Origin of the sequence: Streptomyces sp. 184 (genome assembly GCF_045781775.1) — a bacterium.
In the GTDB taxonomy this organism is placed as follows: domain Bacteria; phylum Actinomycetota; class Actinomycetes; order Streptomycetales; family Streptomycetaceae; genus Streptomyces.
Window position 1 is genome coordinate 2,322,609 of sequence record NZ_CP123230.1, and the last position, 15,290, is coordinate 2,337,898.

The 15,290-nt window shown below is 72.8% G+C and carries 13 protein-coding genes; 6 read left to right on the forward strand and 7 right to left on the reverse strand.

Features of this window, described 5'->3' with window-relative positions; genetic code table 11:
- Positions 1-67 precede the first annotated feature (67 nt).
- The 4 genes from QBL21_RS09915 (at position 68) to QBL21_RS09930 (ending at position 4,678) form a co-directional block, all read left to right on the forward strand.
- On the forward strand, positions 68-2,629 hold the full coding sequence (locus tag QBL21_RS09915; protein ID WP_407561707.1) for a DUF4118 domain-containing protein: 2,562 nt from the start codon (positions 68-70) through the stop codon (positions 2,627-2,629).
- Between the two features lie 98 nt (positions 2,630-2,727).
- Positions 2,728-3,411, forward strand: coding sequence for a response regulator (locus QBL21_RS09920; protein WP_407561708.1), 684 nt, complete (start codon positions 2,728-2,730; stop codon positions 3,409-3,411).
- 32 nt (positions 3,412-3,443) lie between these two features.
- Positions 3,444-3,848 (forward strand): OB-fold nucleic acid binding domain-containing protein, encoded by a 405-nt coding sequence (locus QBL21_RS09925; protein ID WP_407561710.1) that lies wholly within the window; start codon positions 3,444-3,446, stop codon positions 3,846-3,848.
- Positions 3,845-4,678 carry a DUF3159 domain-containing protein gene (locus QBL21_RS09930; RefSeq protein ID WP_407561711.1) on the forward strand — a complete coding sequence of 278 codons (834 nt, stop codon included), beginning with the start codon at positions 3,845-3,847 and terminating at the stop codon, positions 4,676-4,678. Before QBL21_RS09925 ends, QBL21_RS09930 begins: the two co-directional genes overlap by 4 nt.
- A 24-nt stretch (positions 4,679-4,702) precedes the next feature.
- Here the strand turns inward: QBL21_RS09930 and QBL21_RS09935 are convergent, their stop codons facing one another.
- Both QBL21_RS09935 and QBL21_RS09940 read right to left on the reverse strand, forming a co-directional pair.
- The gene (locus QBL21_RS09935; RefSeq protein ID WP_326798962.1) at positions 4,703-5,371 is read right to left on the reverse strand and encodes a TrkA family potassium uptake protein; all 669 of its coding nucleotides are present in this window, start codon (positions 5,369-5,371) and stop codon (positions 4,703-4,705) included.
- 97 nt (positions 5,372-5,468) lie between these two features.
- Complete coding sequence (locus QBL21_RS09940; protein WP_407561712.1) at positions 5,469-6,140, reverse strand: potassium channel family protein; 672 nt, start codon at positions 6,138-6,140, stop codon at positions 5,469-5,471.
- 195 nt (positions 6,141-6,335) lie between these two features.
- Between QBL21_RS09940 and QBL21_RS09945 the strand changes: the two genes are divergently transcribed.
- Positions 6,336-7,694 (forward strand): class I SAM-dependent RNA methyltransferase, encoded by a 1,359-nt coding sequence (locus tag QBL21_RS09945; protein WP_407561713.1) that lies wholly within the window; start codon positions 6,336-6,338, stop codon positions 7,692-7,694.
- A 524-nt stretch (positions 7,695-8,218) separates the two neighbouring features.
- On the opposite strand, the gene QBL21_RS09950 is transcribed toward QBL21_RS09945, so the two are convergent.
- Positions 8,219-8,917, reverse strand: coding sequence for a TetR/AcrR family transcriptional regulator (locus QBL21_RS09950; RefSeq protein WP_407561714.1), 699 nt, complete (start codon positions 8,915-8,917; stop codon positions 8,219-8,221).
- 91 nt (positions 8,918-9,008) lie between these two features.
- On the opposite strand from QBL21_RS09950, the gene QBL21_RS09955 reads away from it, so the two are divergent.
- A complete protein-coding gene (locus QBL21_RS09955; protein WP_407561715.1) occupies positions 9,009-10,115 on the forward strand; it encodes a PQQ-dependent sugar dehydrogenase in 1,107 nt (368 codons plus the stop codon).
- A 108-nt stretch (positions 10,116-10,223) separates the two neighbouring features.
- Here QBL21_RS09955 and QBL21_RS09960 read toward each other — a convergent pair whose 3' ends face one another.
- From QBL21_RS09960 to QBL21_RS09975, 4 genes are read right to left on the reverse strand one after another with little or no spacing between them, the layout of a single operon-like run.
- A complete protein-coding gene (locus QBL21_RS09960; protein WP_407561716.1) occupies positions 10,224-11,390 on the reverse strand; it encodes an XdhC family protein in 1,167 nt (388 codons plus the stop codon).
- A gap of 14 nt (positions 11,391-11,404) precedes the next feature.
- A complete protein-coding gene (locus QBL21_RS09965; RefSeq protein ID WP_407561717.1) occupies positions 11,405-13,591 on the reverse strand; it encodes a xanthine dehydrogenase family protein molybdopterin-binding subunit in 2,187 nt (728 codons plus the stop codon).
- Positions 13,588-14,571 carry an FAD binding domain-containing protein gene (locus QBL21_RS09970; RefSeq protein WP_407561719.1) on the reverse strand — a complete coding sequence of 328 codons (984 nt, stop codon included), beginning with the start codon at positions 14,569-14,571 and terminating at the stop codon, positions 13,588-13,590. Before QBL21_RS09970 ends, QBL21_RS09965 begins: the two co-directional genes overlap by 4 nt.
- Positions 14,568-15,194 carry a 2Fe-2S iron-sulfur cluster-binding protein gene (locus QBL21_RS09975; protein WP_407561720.1) on the reverse strand — a complete coding sequence of 209 codons (627 nt, stop codon included), beginning with the start codon at positions 15,192-15,194 and terminating at the stop codon, positions 14,568-14,570. The genes QBL21_RS09970 and QBL21_RS09975 overlap by 4 nt, the downstream gene beginning before the upstream one ends.
- Positions 15,195-15,290 lie beyond the last annotated feature (96 nt).

The following is a 15,290-nucleotide window of genomic DNA, read 5'->3' on the forward strand; positions in this document are numbered from 1 at the left end:
CGCACCGCCCCCGCGGTCGTACGCTCGACCGTGCGACATGCACGGAAGCGGGACGGACAATCGAGCCATGACACGGGGCAAGCTGCGGATCTACCTGGGCGCGGCGCCGGGCGTGGGCAAGACCTACGCGATGCTCTCCGAGGCGCACCGCCGGCTGGAGCGCGGCACCGACGTCGTCGTCGGCTTCGTCGAGCACCACGACCGGCCGCGCACGGAGGTGCTGCTGCACGGCCTGGAGCAGATACCGCGCCGCGTGCTGGACTACCGCGGCACGCGCTTCACCGAGATGGACGTGGACGCCGTCCTCGCCCGCCGCCCCGCCGTCGCGCTCGTGGACGAGATGGCGCACACCAACGTCCCCGGCTCCCGCAACGAGAAGCGCTGGCAGGACATCAAGGAGCTGCTGCACGCCGGCATCGACGTCATATCGACCGTCAACATCCAGCACCTGGAGTCGCTGGGGGACGTGGTCGAGAACATCACCGGCGTACGGCAGCGGGAGACCGTGCCGGACGCCGTGGTCCGCAAAGCGGACCAGATCGAGCTTGTCGACATGTCGCCCGAGGCGCTGCGCCGCCGCATGGCGCACGGCAACATCTACGACCCCGGCAAGGTCGACGCCGCGCTGTCCAACTACTTCCGCCCCGGCAACCTCACCGCCCTGCGCGAGCTGGCACTGCTGTGGGTCGCCGACCGCGTAGACGACTACCTGCGCGAATACCGCAGCGAGCACGACATCCGCGACACCTGGCAGGCCCGCGAGCGCATCGTCGTCGGCATCACCGGGGGCCCCGAGGGCCGTACCCTCATCCGCCGCGGCGCGCGGCTGGCGACCAAGGGCGCGGGCGGCGAGATCATGGCCGTGTACATCTCCCACAGCGACGGCCTGACCCCCCTCAACACCGCCTCGCCCGAGGAACTGGCCGTCCAGCGCACCCTGGTCGAGGACCTGGGCGGTACGTTCCACCACGTCATCGGCGACGACGTGCCCGACGCCCTGCTGGAGTTCGCCCGCGGCGTCAACGCCACCCAGATCGTGCTCGGCTCCAGCCGCCGCAAGGCGTGGCAGTACGTCTTCGGCCCCGGCGTCGGCGCCACCGTGGCCCGCGAGTCCGGACCCGACCTGGACGTCCACATCGTCACCCACGGCGAGGTCGCCAAGGGCCGTGGGCTGCCGATGTCGCGCGGCGCCCGGCTCGGCCGCGGCCGGATCGCCGCCGGCTGGCTGACCGGCCTGGGCGGGCCCGTGCTCCTCACCTGGGTGCTGCTCGTACTCGACCCGGCCCTCGGGCTGCCCAACGAGGTGCTGCTGTTCCTCTTCGCCACCGTGCTCGCGGCGCTCCTCGGCGGCACGCTGCCGGCGCTGGCCTCCGCCGCGGCCGGCTCGCTGCTGCTGAACTACTACTTCACCCCGCCCGTGGAGGCCTTCACCATCGCCGACGCGCGCAACATCGTCGCCCTCGTCGTCTTCTTCGCCGTGGCCGTCGCCGTGGCGTCCGTCGTGGACCTCGCCGCCCGCCGCACCTCCCAGGCCGCCCGGCTGCGCGCCGAGTCCGAGGTGATGTCGCTGCTCGCGGGCAGCGTGCTGCGCGGCGAGGCGTCGCTGGAATCGCTGCTGGAGCGCGTACGGGAGACCTTCGGCATGGAGTCCGTGTCGCTCTTCGAGCGGCAGCGCGGCGAGGACGGCTGGACCCGCGTCGGCCACGTCGGCAGCGGCGCCGGCGAGCTGACCACCCCGGACGACGCCGACGCCGACATGCCCGTGGGCGACGACATGGCACTCGCGCTCACCGGCCGCAAGCTGCCCGCCGCCGACCGCCGGGTGCTCGGCGCGTTCGCCGGCCAGGCCGCCGTCGTACTGGAGCGGCAGCGGCTGGCCGCCGAAGCCGTGGACGCCCGCAAGCTGGCCGAGGGCAACCGCATCCGCACCGCGCTCCTCGCCGCCGTCAGCCACGACCTGCGCACCCCGCTCGCCGCCATCAAGGCCGCCGTCACCTCGCTGCGCTCCGACGACGTGGCCTGGTCGGCCGAGGACGAGGCGGAGCTGCTCGCGGCCATCGAGGACGGCGCCGACCGGCTCGACGCCCTCGTCGGCAACCTGCTCGACATGTCCCGGCTCCAGACCGGCACCGTCACCCCGCTGCTGCGCGAGGCCGACCTCGACGAGGTGGTGCCCAAGGCGCTGGCCGGGGTGCCCGAGGGCAGCGTCACGCTGCGGATACCCGAGACCCTGCCGATGGTCACCGTCGACCCCGGGCTGCTGGAGCGCTCGGTGGCGAACGTCGTGGAGAACGCGGTCAAGTACAGCCCGCCCGGCACCCCCGTCCTGGTGCAGGCGAGCACCCTCGGCGGCCGGGTCGAGCTGCGCGTCGTCGACCGCGGCCGCGGGGTCCCCGACAGCGGCAAGGACCGGATCTTCGAGCCCTTCCAGCGCTACGGGGACGCCCCCCGCGGCGCCGGCGTGGGCCTCGGCCTCGCGGTCGCCCGCGGCTTCGCCGAGGCCCTGGGCGGCACCCTCGTCGCCGAGGACACCCCCGGCGGCGGGCTGACCATGGTCCTCACGCTGCGCGCCGCCCCCGGCCGCGGCACCCCCGCGCAGGCCGAGCTGCCGGCCCAGGCGACGACGTGACGCCCGCCGGCCCGTACGGAGACGTCCGGCCGCCGGCGGTGCCGGCGCGCTCCCCGTCCCCGTATCCGTATCCCCCGAACGGACGAAAGGCAGCCGCCATGCACCGGGTGCTCGTGGTCGACGACGAGCCGCAGATCGTGCGCGCGCTCGTCATCAACCTCAAGGCGCGCAAGTACGAGGTCGACGCCGCCCAGGACGGCGCCACCGCGCTCAAGCTCGCCGCCGACCGCCACCCCGACGTGATCGTGCTGGACCTCGGCCTGCCCGACATGGACGGCGTGGACGTCATCCGCGGCATCCGCGGCTGGACCCGGGTGCCGATCCTGGTGCTCTCCGCCCGGCACAGCTCCGACGAGAAGGTCCAGGCCCTCGACGCGGGCGCGGACGACTACGTGACCAAGCCCTTCGGCATGGACGAACTGCTGGCCCGGCTGCGCGCCGCCGTCCGCCGCGCCGAGCCCTCCGCGCCCGCCGGGGACCGGGCCGTCGTCACCACGGACGCCTTCACCGTCGACCTATCGGCCAAGAAGGTCAACCGCGACGGCGCCGACGTACGGCTCACGCCCACCGAGTGGCACCTGCTCGAAGTGCTGGTACGCAACGCCGGCCGGCTGGTCAGCCAGAAGCAGCTCCTCAGGGAGGTCTGGGGGCCCTCGTACGGCACGGAGACCAACTACCTGCGGGTCTACATGGCCCAGCTCCGCCGCAAACTGGAGGCCGACCCCGCCCACCCGCGCCACTTCGTCACCGAGCCGGGCATGGGCTACCGCTTCGAGCAGTGAAACGGACCGCCCCGGGCGGGTACCCTGCGGACATGGACCCCGCCCGCAGCGCCGACCGCCCCGCCGGACCCTTCCGCCGGCTGCTGGGCCGGATCACCGGCGCCGCGGAGCCGCCGGCGGAGGACACCCTGCCGCCCGACGAGGACACCGCCGACGTCACGCCGATCCGGCAGTGCCACGACCGCGCCGTGGTCACCGTCACCGGCAGTCTCCGCACCGTCACCCTCCAGCCGCGCGCCGGCGTCCCCGCGCTCCAGGCGGAGCTGTTCGACGGCACCGACTCGCTCGACCTGGTCTGGCTCGGCCGCCGCGCCATCACCGGCATCGAGCCGGGCCGCAGCCTGACCGCCTCCGGCCGCATCGCCATGAGCCGCGGGCGGCGGGTGCTCTTCAACCCCAAGTACGAACTGCGACCCCTCGGACAGGAGCAGCGGTGACGTCTTTCGAGAAGCCGGCCGACGACCGCGCCGGCGGCACCGGCGCGACCGGCGGCCCGCCCGGGACCGCGCCCGCCCCCGCACCTGACGCCGACGCGGACGGGCCCCGCTCCGACGTACCGCAGGGCGACTCGCACGCCGTCACCCAGGCCGCCATGGCCGAGGCGTTCGGCGGCATCCGCGGCATGGTGGAGACCACGGTCCCCGGGCTCGTCTTCGTGCTCGTCTACACCATCGGCTCGGACGTCAAGCCCTCCGCGATCGCCGCGCTCGGCGTCTCGCTGCTCCTCGGCATCTCCCGCCTGGTCACCCGCGGCACCCTCAAGCACGCCTTCAGCGGCGTCTTCGGCGTGGCCATCGGCGTCGCCTTCGCGATGATGACGGGCAACGCCAAGGACTTCTACCTCCCGGGCCTGCTCTACGGGCTCGGCCTGGCGCTGGCGTACATCCTCACCACCCTGGCGGGCGTGCCGCTCATCGGGCTGATCCTCGGCCCGCTCTTCCGCGAGAACCTGTCGTGGCGCACCCGCAACCCCGGCCGCAAGAAGGCGTACTCCAAGGCGAGCTGGGCCTGGGGTCTGATCTTCCTGGCCAAGTCCGCGATCCTGTTCCCGCTGTACTTCTGGGCGGACCCCAAGGAGTTCGGCTGGGTGATCGTGGCGCTGAAGATCCCGCCGCTGCTGCTGGCGGTCACGCTCACGTACATCTTCCTCAAGCAGGCGCCGCCGCCGATCGACGTGATCGCGGAGATGGAGGCCGAGGAGAAGGCGGAGAAGGAGCGGGAGAGGGCCGAGCGGGAGAAGCAGCGGCAGGCGGCGGAGCGCGAGTAGCCCCGCCGGGTCGGCCGTCGGCCGTCAGCCTTCGCGTCGTACGGAAAGCAGCTCCTCCAACTGCTCCTCGCGCGCCTGCGCGGCGACGAAGAGCAGCTCGTCGCCCGCCTCCAGGGTGTCGTCGGGCTTGGGGGTGAGGACCGTGCTGCCGCGGATGATCGTCACCAGCGTGGTGTCCGCGGGCCAGTCGACGTCGCCGACCGCGGTGCCCGTGAGCGCCGACTCCTCCGGCAGGGTCAGCTCGACGAGGTTCGCGTCGCCGTGGCTGAAGCGCAGCAGCCGGACCAGGTCGCCGACGCTGACGGCCTCCTCCACCAGGGCGGACATCAGCCGCGGCGTGGAGACGGCGACGTCGACGCCCCACGCCTCGGTGAAGAGCCACTCGTTGCGCGGGTTGTTGACCCGGGCGACCACGCGCGGCACGCCGTACTCGGTCTTGGCCAGCAGGGAGACCACGAGGTTCACCTTGTCGTCGCCGGTGGCGGCGATGACCACGTGGCAGCGCTGGAGCGCGGCCTCGTCCAGCGAGGCGATCTCGCAGGCGTCGGCGAGCAGCCACTCCGCGCGCGGCACCCGCTCGACGGCGATGGCGGTGGGCGTCTTGTCGATGAGCAGCACCTCGTGCCCGTTGTCCAGCAGCTCACCCGCGATGGAGCGGCCCACCGCGCCGGCACCTGCGATCGCCACTCTCACCGTGCTGCTCCGTTCACTACCGGGCCGTTCGCCGCCATGTCATCCGCCGCCCGGCGTGCGCGGCGGGCGTACGGCCGGCCGTCCGCGTGTGCGCCGCTCACCGTCGGTCCTCCGTGTCCGGGCCCTTCGCGCAGGCCGCCTCGACCTGCTCCACCTCGTCGGTACGCATGATCACATGCACCAGGTCGCCGTCCTGGAGCACCGTCTTGGCGGTGGGCAGCACCGCCTCGCCCTGCCGGGTGAGGAACGCGACCCGTACGCCCGTCTCCTCCTGGAGCTCGGCCACCCGGTGACCGATCCACGCGGTCGTGGTGTGCACCTCCGCCAGCTCCACCCGCCCGCTCGGGTCCCGCCACAGCGGCTCCGCTCCGGAGGGCAGCAGCCGGCGCAGCATCTGGTCGGCGGTCCAGCGGACGGTGGCGACGGTGGGGATGCCGAGCCGCTGGTAGACCTCGGCGCGGCGGGGGTCGTAGATGCGGGCGGCGACGTTCTCGACCCCGAACATCTCGCGGGCCACGCGGGCGGCGATGATGTTGGAGTTGTCGCCGGAGCTGACCGCGGCGAAGGCCCCGGCCTCCTCGATCCCGGCGTCCTTGAGAGTGTCCTGGTCGAAGCCGATGCCGGTGATCCGGCGCCCGCCGAAGCCGGGGCCGAGACGTCGGAAGGCGGTGGGGTCGCGGTCGATCACCGACACCGTGTGCCCCTGCTGCTCCAGCGTGCGGGCCAGGGTGGAGCCCACCCGACCGCACCCCATGATCACGATGTGCACGCGGCGTCCCTCCGCCTCGTCTGTCTTTTCCGGTTCAAGCTACACACTCCCTGGGCCGGGGGGCACCCCGGGTGGCGCCGGTGGGCCGGTGTGACGGAGGGGACGGCCCGTACGGTACGACCCCGCAGGCCGCCTAGACTGACGCGCGGCCGAGCGCCCGTACCCGTACCCACGCCTTCCCCAGGAGTCCGCCCCGTGCCCGAAGAACAGCAGGCGCCCGCCACGTCCCCGAGCGCGGTGGGCGAGGAGTACGAGGTCGAGGTCGGCCCGGTGGCGCACGGCGGGCACTGTGTCGCCCGTACGGCCGAGGGCCAGGTGCTCTTCGTACGCCACACGCTGCCCGGCGAACGGGTCGTCGCCCGCGTCACCGACGGGCGCGCCGGCGCACGCTACCTGCGCGCCGACGCCGTACGGGTGCTGGAACCCGCGAAGGACCGCATCGAGGCGCCCTGCCCCTACGCGGGACCCGGCAGGTGCGGCGGCTGCGACTTCCAGCACGTAGCCCCGGGAGCGCAGCGGCGGCTGAAGGCGGACGTACTCGCCGAGCAACTGAGCCGGCTCGCCGGGCTCACCGCCGAGGACGCGGGGTGGGACGGCACGGTGGAGCCGGTGCCGGGCGACAAGGTGCCGAAGGGCGAGGTGCCGGCGTGGCGCACCCGGGTGCAGTACGCGATCGGCCCCGACGACCGCGCGGGGCTGCGCAAGCACCGCTCGCACGAGGTACAGCCCGTCGACCGCTGCCTGATCGCGGCCCCGGAGGTCGAGGAACTGGGCGTGGAGAGCCGGGAGTGGCCGCAACTGGCCACGGTGGAGGCCATCGCCGCCACCGGCTCCGGCGACCGCCAGGTCGTCCTCACCCCCCGCCCGGGCGGCCGGCTCCCCCTGGTCGAACTGGACCGCCCCGTCTCCGTCCTCCGCGCCGAGGACCCCCGCACCCCGGGCGCCCCCGCCTCCGTCCACCGCGTCCACGGCCGGGACTTCGTCCGCGAGCGCGCCGCGGGCCGCACCTGGCGCGTCGGCGCGGGCGGCTTCTGGCAGGTCCACCCGAGGGGTGCGGACCTGCTCGTCGAGACGGTGATGACGGGCCTGATGCCGAAGAAGGGCGACATGGCCCTCGACCTCTACTGCGGCGTCGGCCTCTTCGCCGGCGCCCTGGCCGAACGCGTCGGCCCCAAGGGCGCGGTCGTCGGCATCGAGTCCGGCAAACGCGCCGCCACCGACGCCCGCCACAACCTCGCCGACCTCGACCGCGTCCGCATCGAACAGGGCAAGGTCGACCGCGTCCTCCCCCGCACGGGCATCACCGAAGCGGACCTCGTCGTCCTGGACCCACCCCGCACGGGCGCGGGCCGCCAGGTGGTCACCCAGATCACCGCCCTCCACCCCCGCCGCGTCGCCTACGTAGCCTGCGACCCGGCCGCCCTGGCCCGAGACCTCTCCTACTTCACCGCCGCCGGCTACACCCCCAAGTGGACCCGCGCCTTCGACCTCTTCCCGATGACCCACCACATGGAGTGCGTGGTGCTGCTTGTGAAGGCCGAGAAGGCCGCCTGACCTGCGTCTTTCGTAATGCGCATGAGGTGCGTTGTGTGCGGTATGGGCGATATCCTGACGCTGGAACGACGCTCTCCGAGGTATCTTGACGCTCATTTGACGCTCGTTGATCTTGCTCTAGATGCCCCGTTGAGCTGGGTGGACAGCACTCCTGACGGGTGAGCGCGCTTGCCCTTCCAGGCTGCTGCCCCCGCGCGGAAGACGCGCACCGCCGTGCGTTGATCTTGGTCGAGGCGGTGGAGAACGAGTGTTGAGAGCGGAAGAGGGGCCGCGACCGGCCGGTTTCGGGCGGACGGTGCTGCCCGCAGACTCATAATCCGTACTCGACCGCGTGCCGCTGCTTGTAGTCGTCCTTGTCGAAGTCTTCTGCCCGCAGAGGGCGGATGCCGACGGCATCGCGCGGTACCAGCACAAGTGCCCCTGCGAGTCGGCGGCCTGGTGGCCGAGTGCGGACGCCGCCCCGGGACGTCGTCCGATCGGTGAGCGGGGACGGTCTCGCGCGCTGTGCAGGGCGGACGCGGCACTCAGTCCGTGGTGGCGATGCGGTCCAGCCACTCGGTGAGCAGGGCGCGTTCGGGGTCCGTCAGGGAGGCGGTCTGCGGGAGGGCGGCGCGCAGTGCGACCGCGTGGCCGATCACTCCGCCGCCGTCCGGCTCTGTGTGCTGAGGGGGGTCGGTGGTGACGGTGGCGATGACCGACTCCCGGGCGAGGACCGAGAGCGACATATCGCGCGCGTTCTCGGGCTGCGAGATCAGCGTGAGTGTCACGCCGCGCCCGGTGGAGTGGACGAGGAAGGCGGCCCGGTCCTCGCTCATCCGCAGGAGTCCCGCCGCGGCTATACGTCTGATCATGCCGGCCAGGACTGCGGATGCCTCCCGTGCGGCCGGCGGCTCGGTGCCGGGCCGCTGGTCGCCGTAGATCAGTGTGTAGAACGCGGGGTTGGCGAGCCCGAAGCCGACGTGGAGATCCCATCCGCGGCGCAGGTCCGCCACCGGGTCGTCGGTTGGCTGGCTGGCGGTCTTGCTGCGCAGGTAATCCGCGAAGCCGTGGCTCGCAACGGCGTCCAGCAGTCCCTGCTTGTCCCCGAAGATGCGGTAGATGGCCGGCGCCTGGACGCCGGCCGCCGCGCTGACCGCACGAGTCGAAACGGCGTCCCCGCCGCCTTGCGCGAGCAGGGCGGCGGCCGCCTCGATGATGCGGTCGCGATTGTTCCTCGCCTCCATGTTTCCAACGTTAACAGAGGGATGCTATCGATACCGTTAACCATGATATCGTCATGTTGTTTTCAGTGATATCGCGGTCGAGGCGGTGGGCATGAACGAGAGCATCCCGAAGAGGCGATCCGGCACCGCGGCGGTCATCGCGCTGACCGTTGTGCTGGGCGGGTGTACAGCACCGGAGGACCGGCCCGCGGCCTCCGCGCCCCCGACCGGCGCCGGACCCGGCGAGGTGTCCGAGATCGCCACGCGGCTCGACATGCCCTGGGGGCTGGCGTTCCTGCCCGACGGGACGGCTCTGGTCTCGTCCCGCCTGTCCGGCGAGATCCGCCGCGTTCCCGCAGCCGGAGGCCGTACGTCACTCGTCGGTACGGTGCCCGGGGTGCGGAAGAGTTCCGAGGGCGGCCTCCTGGGCCTGGCCACCTCCCCGGACTTCGAGAGCGACCGGACGGTGTACGCCTATGTGTCCGCGGCGCCAACGAACCGCGTCGTCGCGCTGCGGATCGGAGACGACTTCCGGTCGGTGACCCGGGAGCGGGTGGTGCTGGCGGGCATCGAGACGGCGGATCGCCACCACGGTGGCCGCCTGTGCATCGCGCCGGACGGCAACCTGTGGATCGGCACGGGGGACGCGTTCCGGCCCGAGAACGCAGCGGACGACACGTCGTTGAGCGGAAAGGTGCTGCGCGTGCGGCCCGACGGGTCGATCCCCGACGACAACCCCTTCGGGACGGCGGTCTACTCGACCGGCCACCGCAACGTGCAGGGCCTCACCTTCGCCCCGGACGGCACCATGTACGCCTCCGAGCTGGGGCACCGGACCTGGGACGAGGTGAACGTCCTGCGGTCCGGAGCGGACTACGGCTGGCCGGAGACCGAAGGAACGGCGGGAGAGACGGGCGAGCCGCCGCTCTTCACGGTTCACCCCGACGACGCCTCGCCCTCCGGCATCGCCTACGCGGACGGCTCGCTCTGGATGGGCGCGCTCGGCGGGCAGCGGCCCTGGCAACTGCCGGTCGACGGCCCCCGGGCGGCCGGCGACCCGATCGCCCACTACGTCGGCGAGTACGGCCGCATCCGGACGGTCGAAACCGCCCCCGACGGCTCCCTGTGGATCACGACGTCGAACGGTGACGGAGCCACCTGGGGCGGCACCGGACCCCGGCCCGGCGACGATCGCATCCTGCGGATCGACCTCCCCTAGCGGAAGCCCGCGACCCACGTCGTACCGCGCCGGCCCTGGAGCCACCGGCCCTGCCCGGGCGGCGAGGTCGCCGCGAGACGACCGCGCCGCCAGCGGCGCGCCCGGGCGCTATCCACGACTCGCCACGGACGGGGAGAACCGTGCCGGTGCCGCCTCGCGATGGAGGGGACCGGCGGTCTCGGACAGGCGGGGCCCGTGGCGCCCGTGGCGCAGCAGGAGTATTTCGGCCGCGATGGAGACCGCCGTCTCCGCGGGGTCGGCGCCGCCGAGGTCGAGCCCCACGGGGGAGCTGAGGCGCGCCAGCCGGCCGGCAGGCAACCCCGCCGCCCGCAGTGCCGCGATGCGCTGAGCCACACTGCGCCGGGAGCCCATGGCACCGACGTAGGCCAGATCCATCTCCAGGGCGGCCCTGAGCAGCGGTATGTCGAACTTCGGATCGTGCGTCAGCGAGACGACCACGGTGCGGCTGTCGATGCGCCGCTCCTCGGCTTCGGCGACGAGGTGGCGGTGCGGCCAGCTCACGACGACCTCGTCGGCATCCGGGAAGCGCTCCGAGGTGGTGAACACGGGGCGGGCGTCGCAGACCGTGACACGATAGCCGAGCAGTGCGCCCTGGCGGGCGAGAGCAGAGGCGAACTCGCCCGCACCGTAGATCAGCATGCGGGGCGGGGGAGCCAGGCAGTCGACGAAGATCCGCGGGCCGTGCGCGGAATCCGCTCCGGCCGGCCCGAGGCGGACGGTGCCGGAGCGGTTCTGTGTCAGCAGCCGACGGGCCACCGCGGCCGTCTGCGCGTCGAGGACGGGGTTGCCGGTGCTGCCCGCCGCGCCGTCGCCCCAGCAGACCAGGTGGTTCCCCGGTCCTGCTTCCGGCCACGACGGGTCGGCTTCGACGACGGTCGCCAAGGCGACGGGAGTCGCGGATCGCAGGTGCCTGAGGAGGACACCCAGCTCGGGAAAGGACCGCCGGTCGACGCGCTCGACGAGAACCTCGATGGTTCCGCCGCACGTCAGGCCGACCGCCCCGGCGTCGGAGTCGGCCACTCCGTAGCGTTCGAGCACCGCGGTGCCGTCCGCGACGGCCTGCTGGGCCAGGTCGTGGACGGCACCCTCGACGCAGCCGCCGGAGATGCTGCCGGTGACCCCGCCGTCCGGGGCGCAGATCATGATCGCTCCGGGCCTCCGCGGGGCGGAGCCGAAGGTGGCCACGACCGTGGCCAGTCCGCACGGGGTGCCCGCCTCCCACAGCCGGTGCAGTCGCTCCCACAGGGCGTTCACCGTGTGCGTGCTCCTCACAGCAGCTTGTCCGGGGTGATGGGCAGGGCCCGGATCCGGCGCCCGGTGGCGTGGTAGACCGCGTTGCCGATAGCTGCCGTCATCCCGGTCCCCGGAGTCTCGCCGAAGCCGCGTGCTCCCAGCGCCTCCTGCTGTACAGGGTCGGGTTCGTCGAGGAACACCGTCTGGATGCGGGGGATGTCGGCGTTGACGGGCACCAGATAGCCGGAGAGGTTCGGATTGACGACCCGGGCCCGGTGGGAGTCGACCAGGGTGTGCTCGGTGAGGGCGAAGCCGACCGCGCAGACGGCGCCGCCGAGGGCCTGGCTGCGCAGAGTTCTGCGGTTGAGGACGCGGCCGGCGTCGTACGCCCCGACCATGCGGGTCACCCTGACCCGTCCGGTCCCGGGATCGACGCGCACCTCGGCGAATTCCGCGCCGACCGAGTAGCCGGCAGGAATGGGCACCGGGTCCGTGGTGGCCTCGACCGGCCTGCCGTGCCGGGCGAGAACGGTACGGATGCGTTCGCGGCGCCGGGGTTCGCCGGTCACGTACAGGATCCCCTCCTCCGCGATGACCTGCTCGGCCGCGATGCCGTGCAGGGGGGAGCGGGGGTCGGCGACCGCGATGCCGATCAACGATCGGCGGGCCGTGGCGCAGGCCCGGGCGACGGCGGCACCGACGCCGGGGACGGTGGCGGACGCGACGGACATGAAGGCGAAAGGATAGTTCGTGTCGCCGAGTTCGAAGGCGACGTCGTCCAGGTCCAGGCCCAGGGTTTGCGCGGCTATCTGGGTCATGACCGTGTAGGTCCCGGTGCCGATGTCGTGGGTGCCTGCCTGGACCACCGCCCGCCCCGCGGTGGAGAGGACCACCCGGGCGCCGGCGCCCGGCCTGCCGCCCGTCGTGTGCGCCGCGGTGGCCATGCCCCAGCCGATCAGGGTGCTGCCGTCGCGCATCGAGCGCGGACGCGGATCGCGTTCGCTCCAGCGGAACATGGCCGCTCCGCGCCGGTAGCACTCGATGAGGTGCTTGCTGCCGAACGGTTCGCCGGTCTCGGGGTCGACGGCCGTGTGGTTGCGCAGCCTGAGTTCGACGGGGTCCATGCCCAGCGTGTAGCTCAGTTCGTCGAGGGCCGACTCCAGCCCGAAGGAGCCGACGGACTCCGGTGGCCGCATGAAGCTCGGCGCGGGCAGGTCGAGCCGGACCGCCCGCTGGGCGACGTGCACGTGCGGGCAGGCGTACAGGACGCGGGTGGAGTGACTGGTGGAGAAGATGCCCTCTTCGGTGCGGGTGACCTGGTTGGTGCTGACGTGGTCGATGGCGGTGAGGGTGCCGTCCAGCCTGGCCCCGATCTGCAGGCGCTGGTGGGCTTCGCCGCGGTGCCCGTTGGAGGTGAAGGTCTGGGCGCGGGAGAGCACCAGCTTCACCGGACGCCCCAGTTCCCGGGCGATGGCGGCGGTGAGCAGGGTGTGCGGCCACACCGGGCCCTTGGCCCCGAAGCCCCCGCCCAGGAACGGCGAGAGCACACGCACGTTGCCGAGGGGGACGTCCCCGAGCGCCTCGGAGACGCAGATCCTGGTGGCGTGGCCGCCCTGAGCGGACTCGTACACCGTCACCCGGCCGCCGTCCCAGCGCGCGGTCGTGGTGGACGGTTCGAGGGGATTGTGGTGGTGCATGGGCGTGGTGTACGTGACGTCGAGGCGGACGTCCGCGTTGATCAGCCCTGCCGCCACGTCCCCGCGGGTGGTCTCGTTGGGGCCCGTCAGGCCCTGCGGGGGCACGAATGCCTCGTCCATCGCGTCGGCGACCGCGGAGCGGGGCCGGCGGGTGTCGTAGGAGACGTCGACGAGCGTGGCCGCGTGCTGGGCCTGCTCCAGTGTCTCGGCGACGACGTAGGCCACGGGCTGCCCACTGTGGTGGATGTCCGCTTCCTGTAGGGGGATGTAGCCCTTGAGGAAGCTGAGGTACTTCGGCCGCGCGAGGCGCGGCATGTTCCGGTGGGTGAAGACGGCGACCACCCCGGCCGAGCGCTCGGCTTCTTCGGTGTCGATGCCGGTGATCCGTCCGCGGGCGATGGTGCTCATCGCGAGGAAGCCGTGCAGCGTCCCGCCGACCACGGCATCCGCGGCGTAGGTGGCCGTACCGGTGACCTTGGCGCGACCGTCGATCCGGGGAACGGGAGTGCCTACGATCCGGCTCATCGGTTGCCTCCCAGGGCTTCGAGGGCGCTGGCGAGGGCGCGCTGCACCAGCTCGACCTTGAACCGGTTGTGCCCGCGCGGCTCGGCGCCGCGCACCAGGAGCCGGCCGGCCTCGGTGACCGCGGCGTCGGTCAACGGCCGGCCACGCAGGGCGTCCTCGGCCGCCGCCGAGCGCCACGGACGGGGCGCGACGCCGCCGAAGGCCAGCCGGATGTCGGTCACCACCCTCCCCCGGAGGGCCAGCGCGGCGGCCACGGAGACCACGGCGAACTCGAACGAGGCCCGGTCGCGCAGCTTCAGATACCGGGAGGTGCGGGCCGCCAGGCAGACGGGGACCTCGACCCCGGTGATGATCTCGCCGCGGCGTAGGGCGGTTTCCCGGTGCGGGGTGGAGCCGGGCAGGAGGTGGAGGTCGGCCAGTCCGATCGAGCGCCGGCCCTCGGGCCCGAGGGTGAGTACGCGGGCGTCCAAAGCGGTGAGCGCGACCGCCAGATCGGAGGGGTGCACGGCGATGCAGTGAGAACTGCCGCCGAGGATCGCGTGCCGGCGGTTCTGCCCGTCGATGGCGGGGCAGCCGCTGCCGGGCCGGCGCCGGTTGCACGGACTGCCGGTGTCGCGGTAGTACCCGCAGCGGGTGCGCTGCATGAGGTTGCCGCCGATCGTGGCCCGGTTGCGCACCTGGGGAGACGCCGAGGCGAGCAGGGCCTCGGAGACCGCCGGGAACCGCTCGCGGACCACCGGGTGATCGGCCACCGCCTGCATCCGGGCGGTGGCCCCGATGTGCAGCCGTCCGTCGAGCAGTTCGATGCCGGAGAGGGGGAGTCCGCCCACGTCCACGACCAGGTCGAGAGCGAGGACGCCGTCCTTCATCAGGTTCGTCAGCTCGGTGCCCCCGGCGATGAACGCCGCTGCGTCGCGGGACGCGACCAGGCCGGCGGCCTCGGACGGGCCTGAGGCGCGTACGTAGTCGAAAGGCTTCATCGTCCCACCTTCCTGGCGGCGTCCCGCACGGCATCGACGATGTTCGGATAACAGCCGCAGCGGCACAGGTTTCCGCTCATGTACTCCCGGATCTCGTCGTCGGACCGGGCGTGGCCCTCGTCGATGCACGCGACGGCGGAGAGTATCTGCCCGGGGGTGCAGAACCCGCACTGGAAGGCGTCCCACCGGATGAAGGCCGCCTGCACGGGGTGCAGCTCGTTCCCGTCGGCCAGGCCCTCGATCGTGGTGATCTCCCGGCCGTCCTCCATGACGGCGAGCGTCAGACAGGACGAGACGCGACGACCCTCGACGAGGACCGTGCAGGCGCCGCACTCGCCTCGGTCGCAGCCCTTCTTCGTGCCGGTGAGCCCCAGCCGCTCCCGCACCGCGTCCAAGAGGGTGACCCGGGGCTCGACGATGACCTGGCGCGCCTCGCCGTTGACGCGGAGCGTGATCTCGGCCGTCGGGCCCGGGGGGACGGGGGCCCCGGCTTCCCCGGTGGCCGCGAGCGCGGGGGCGGCCACACCGCCTGTCGCGACCAGTTCGGTGGCGGCGATGCCGCCTGCTTTGAGTACACCGCGGCGGCTGTGCCCGGCGGCGGGGACTTGCTCGTGCTCGGACATGTCTGCATCTCCTGGATCGCCCCGACATGCTGTTTCCGTTGATAACGGAAGCACGTTAACGTCGCCACGGTCAAGGTGGTAACATGAAGCTGTTTA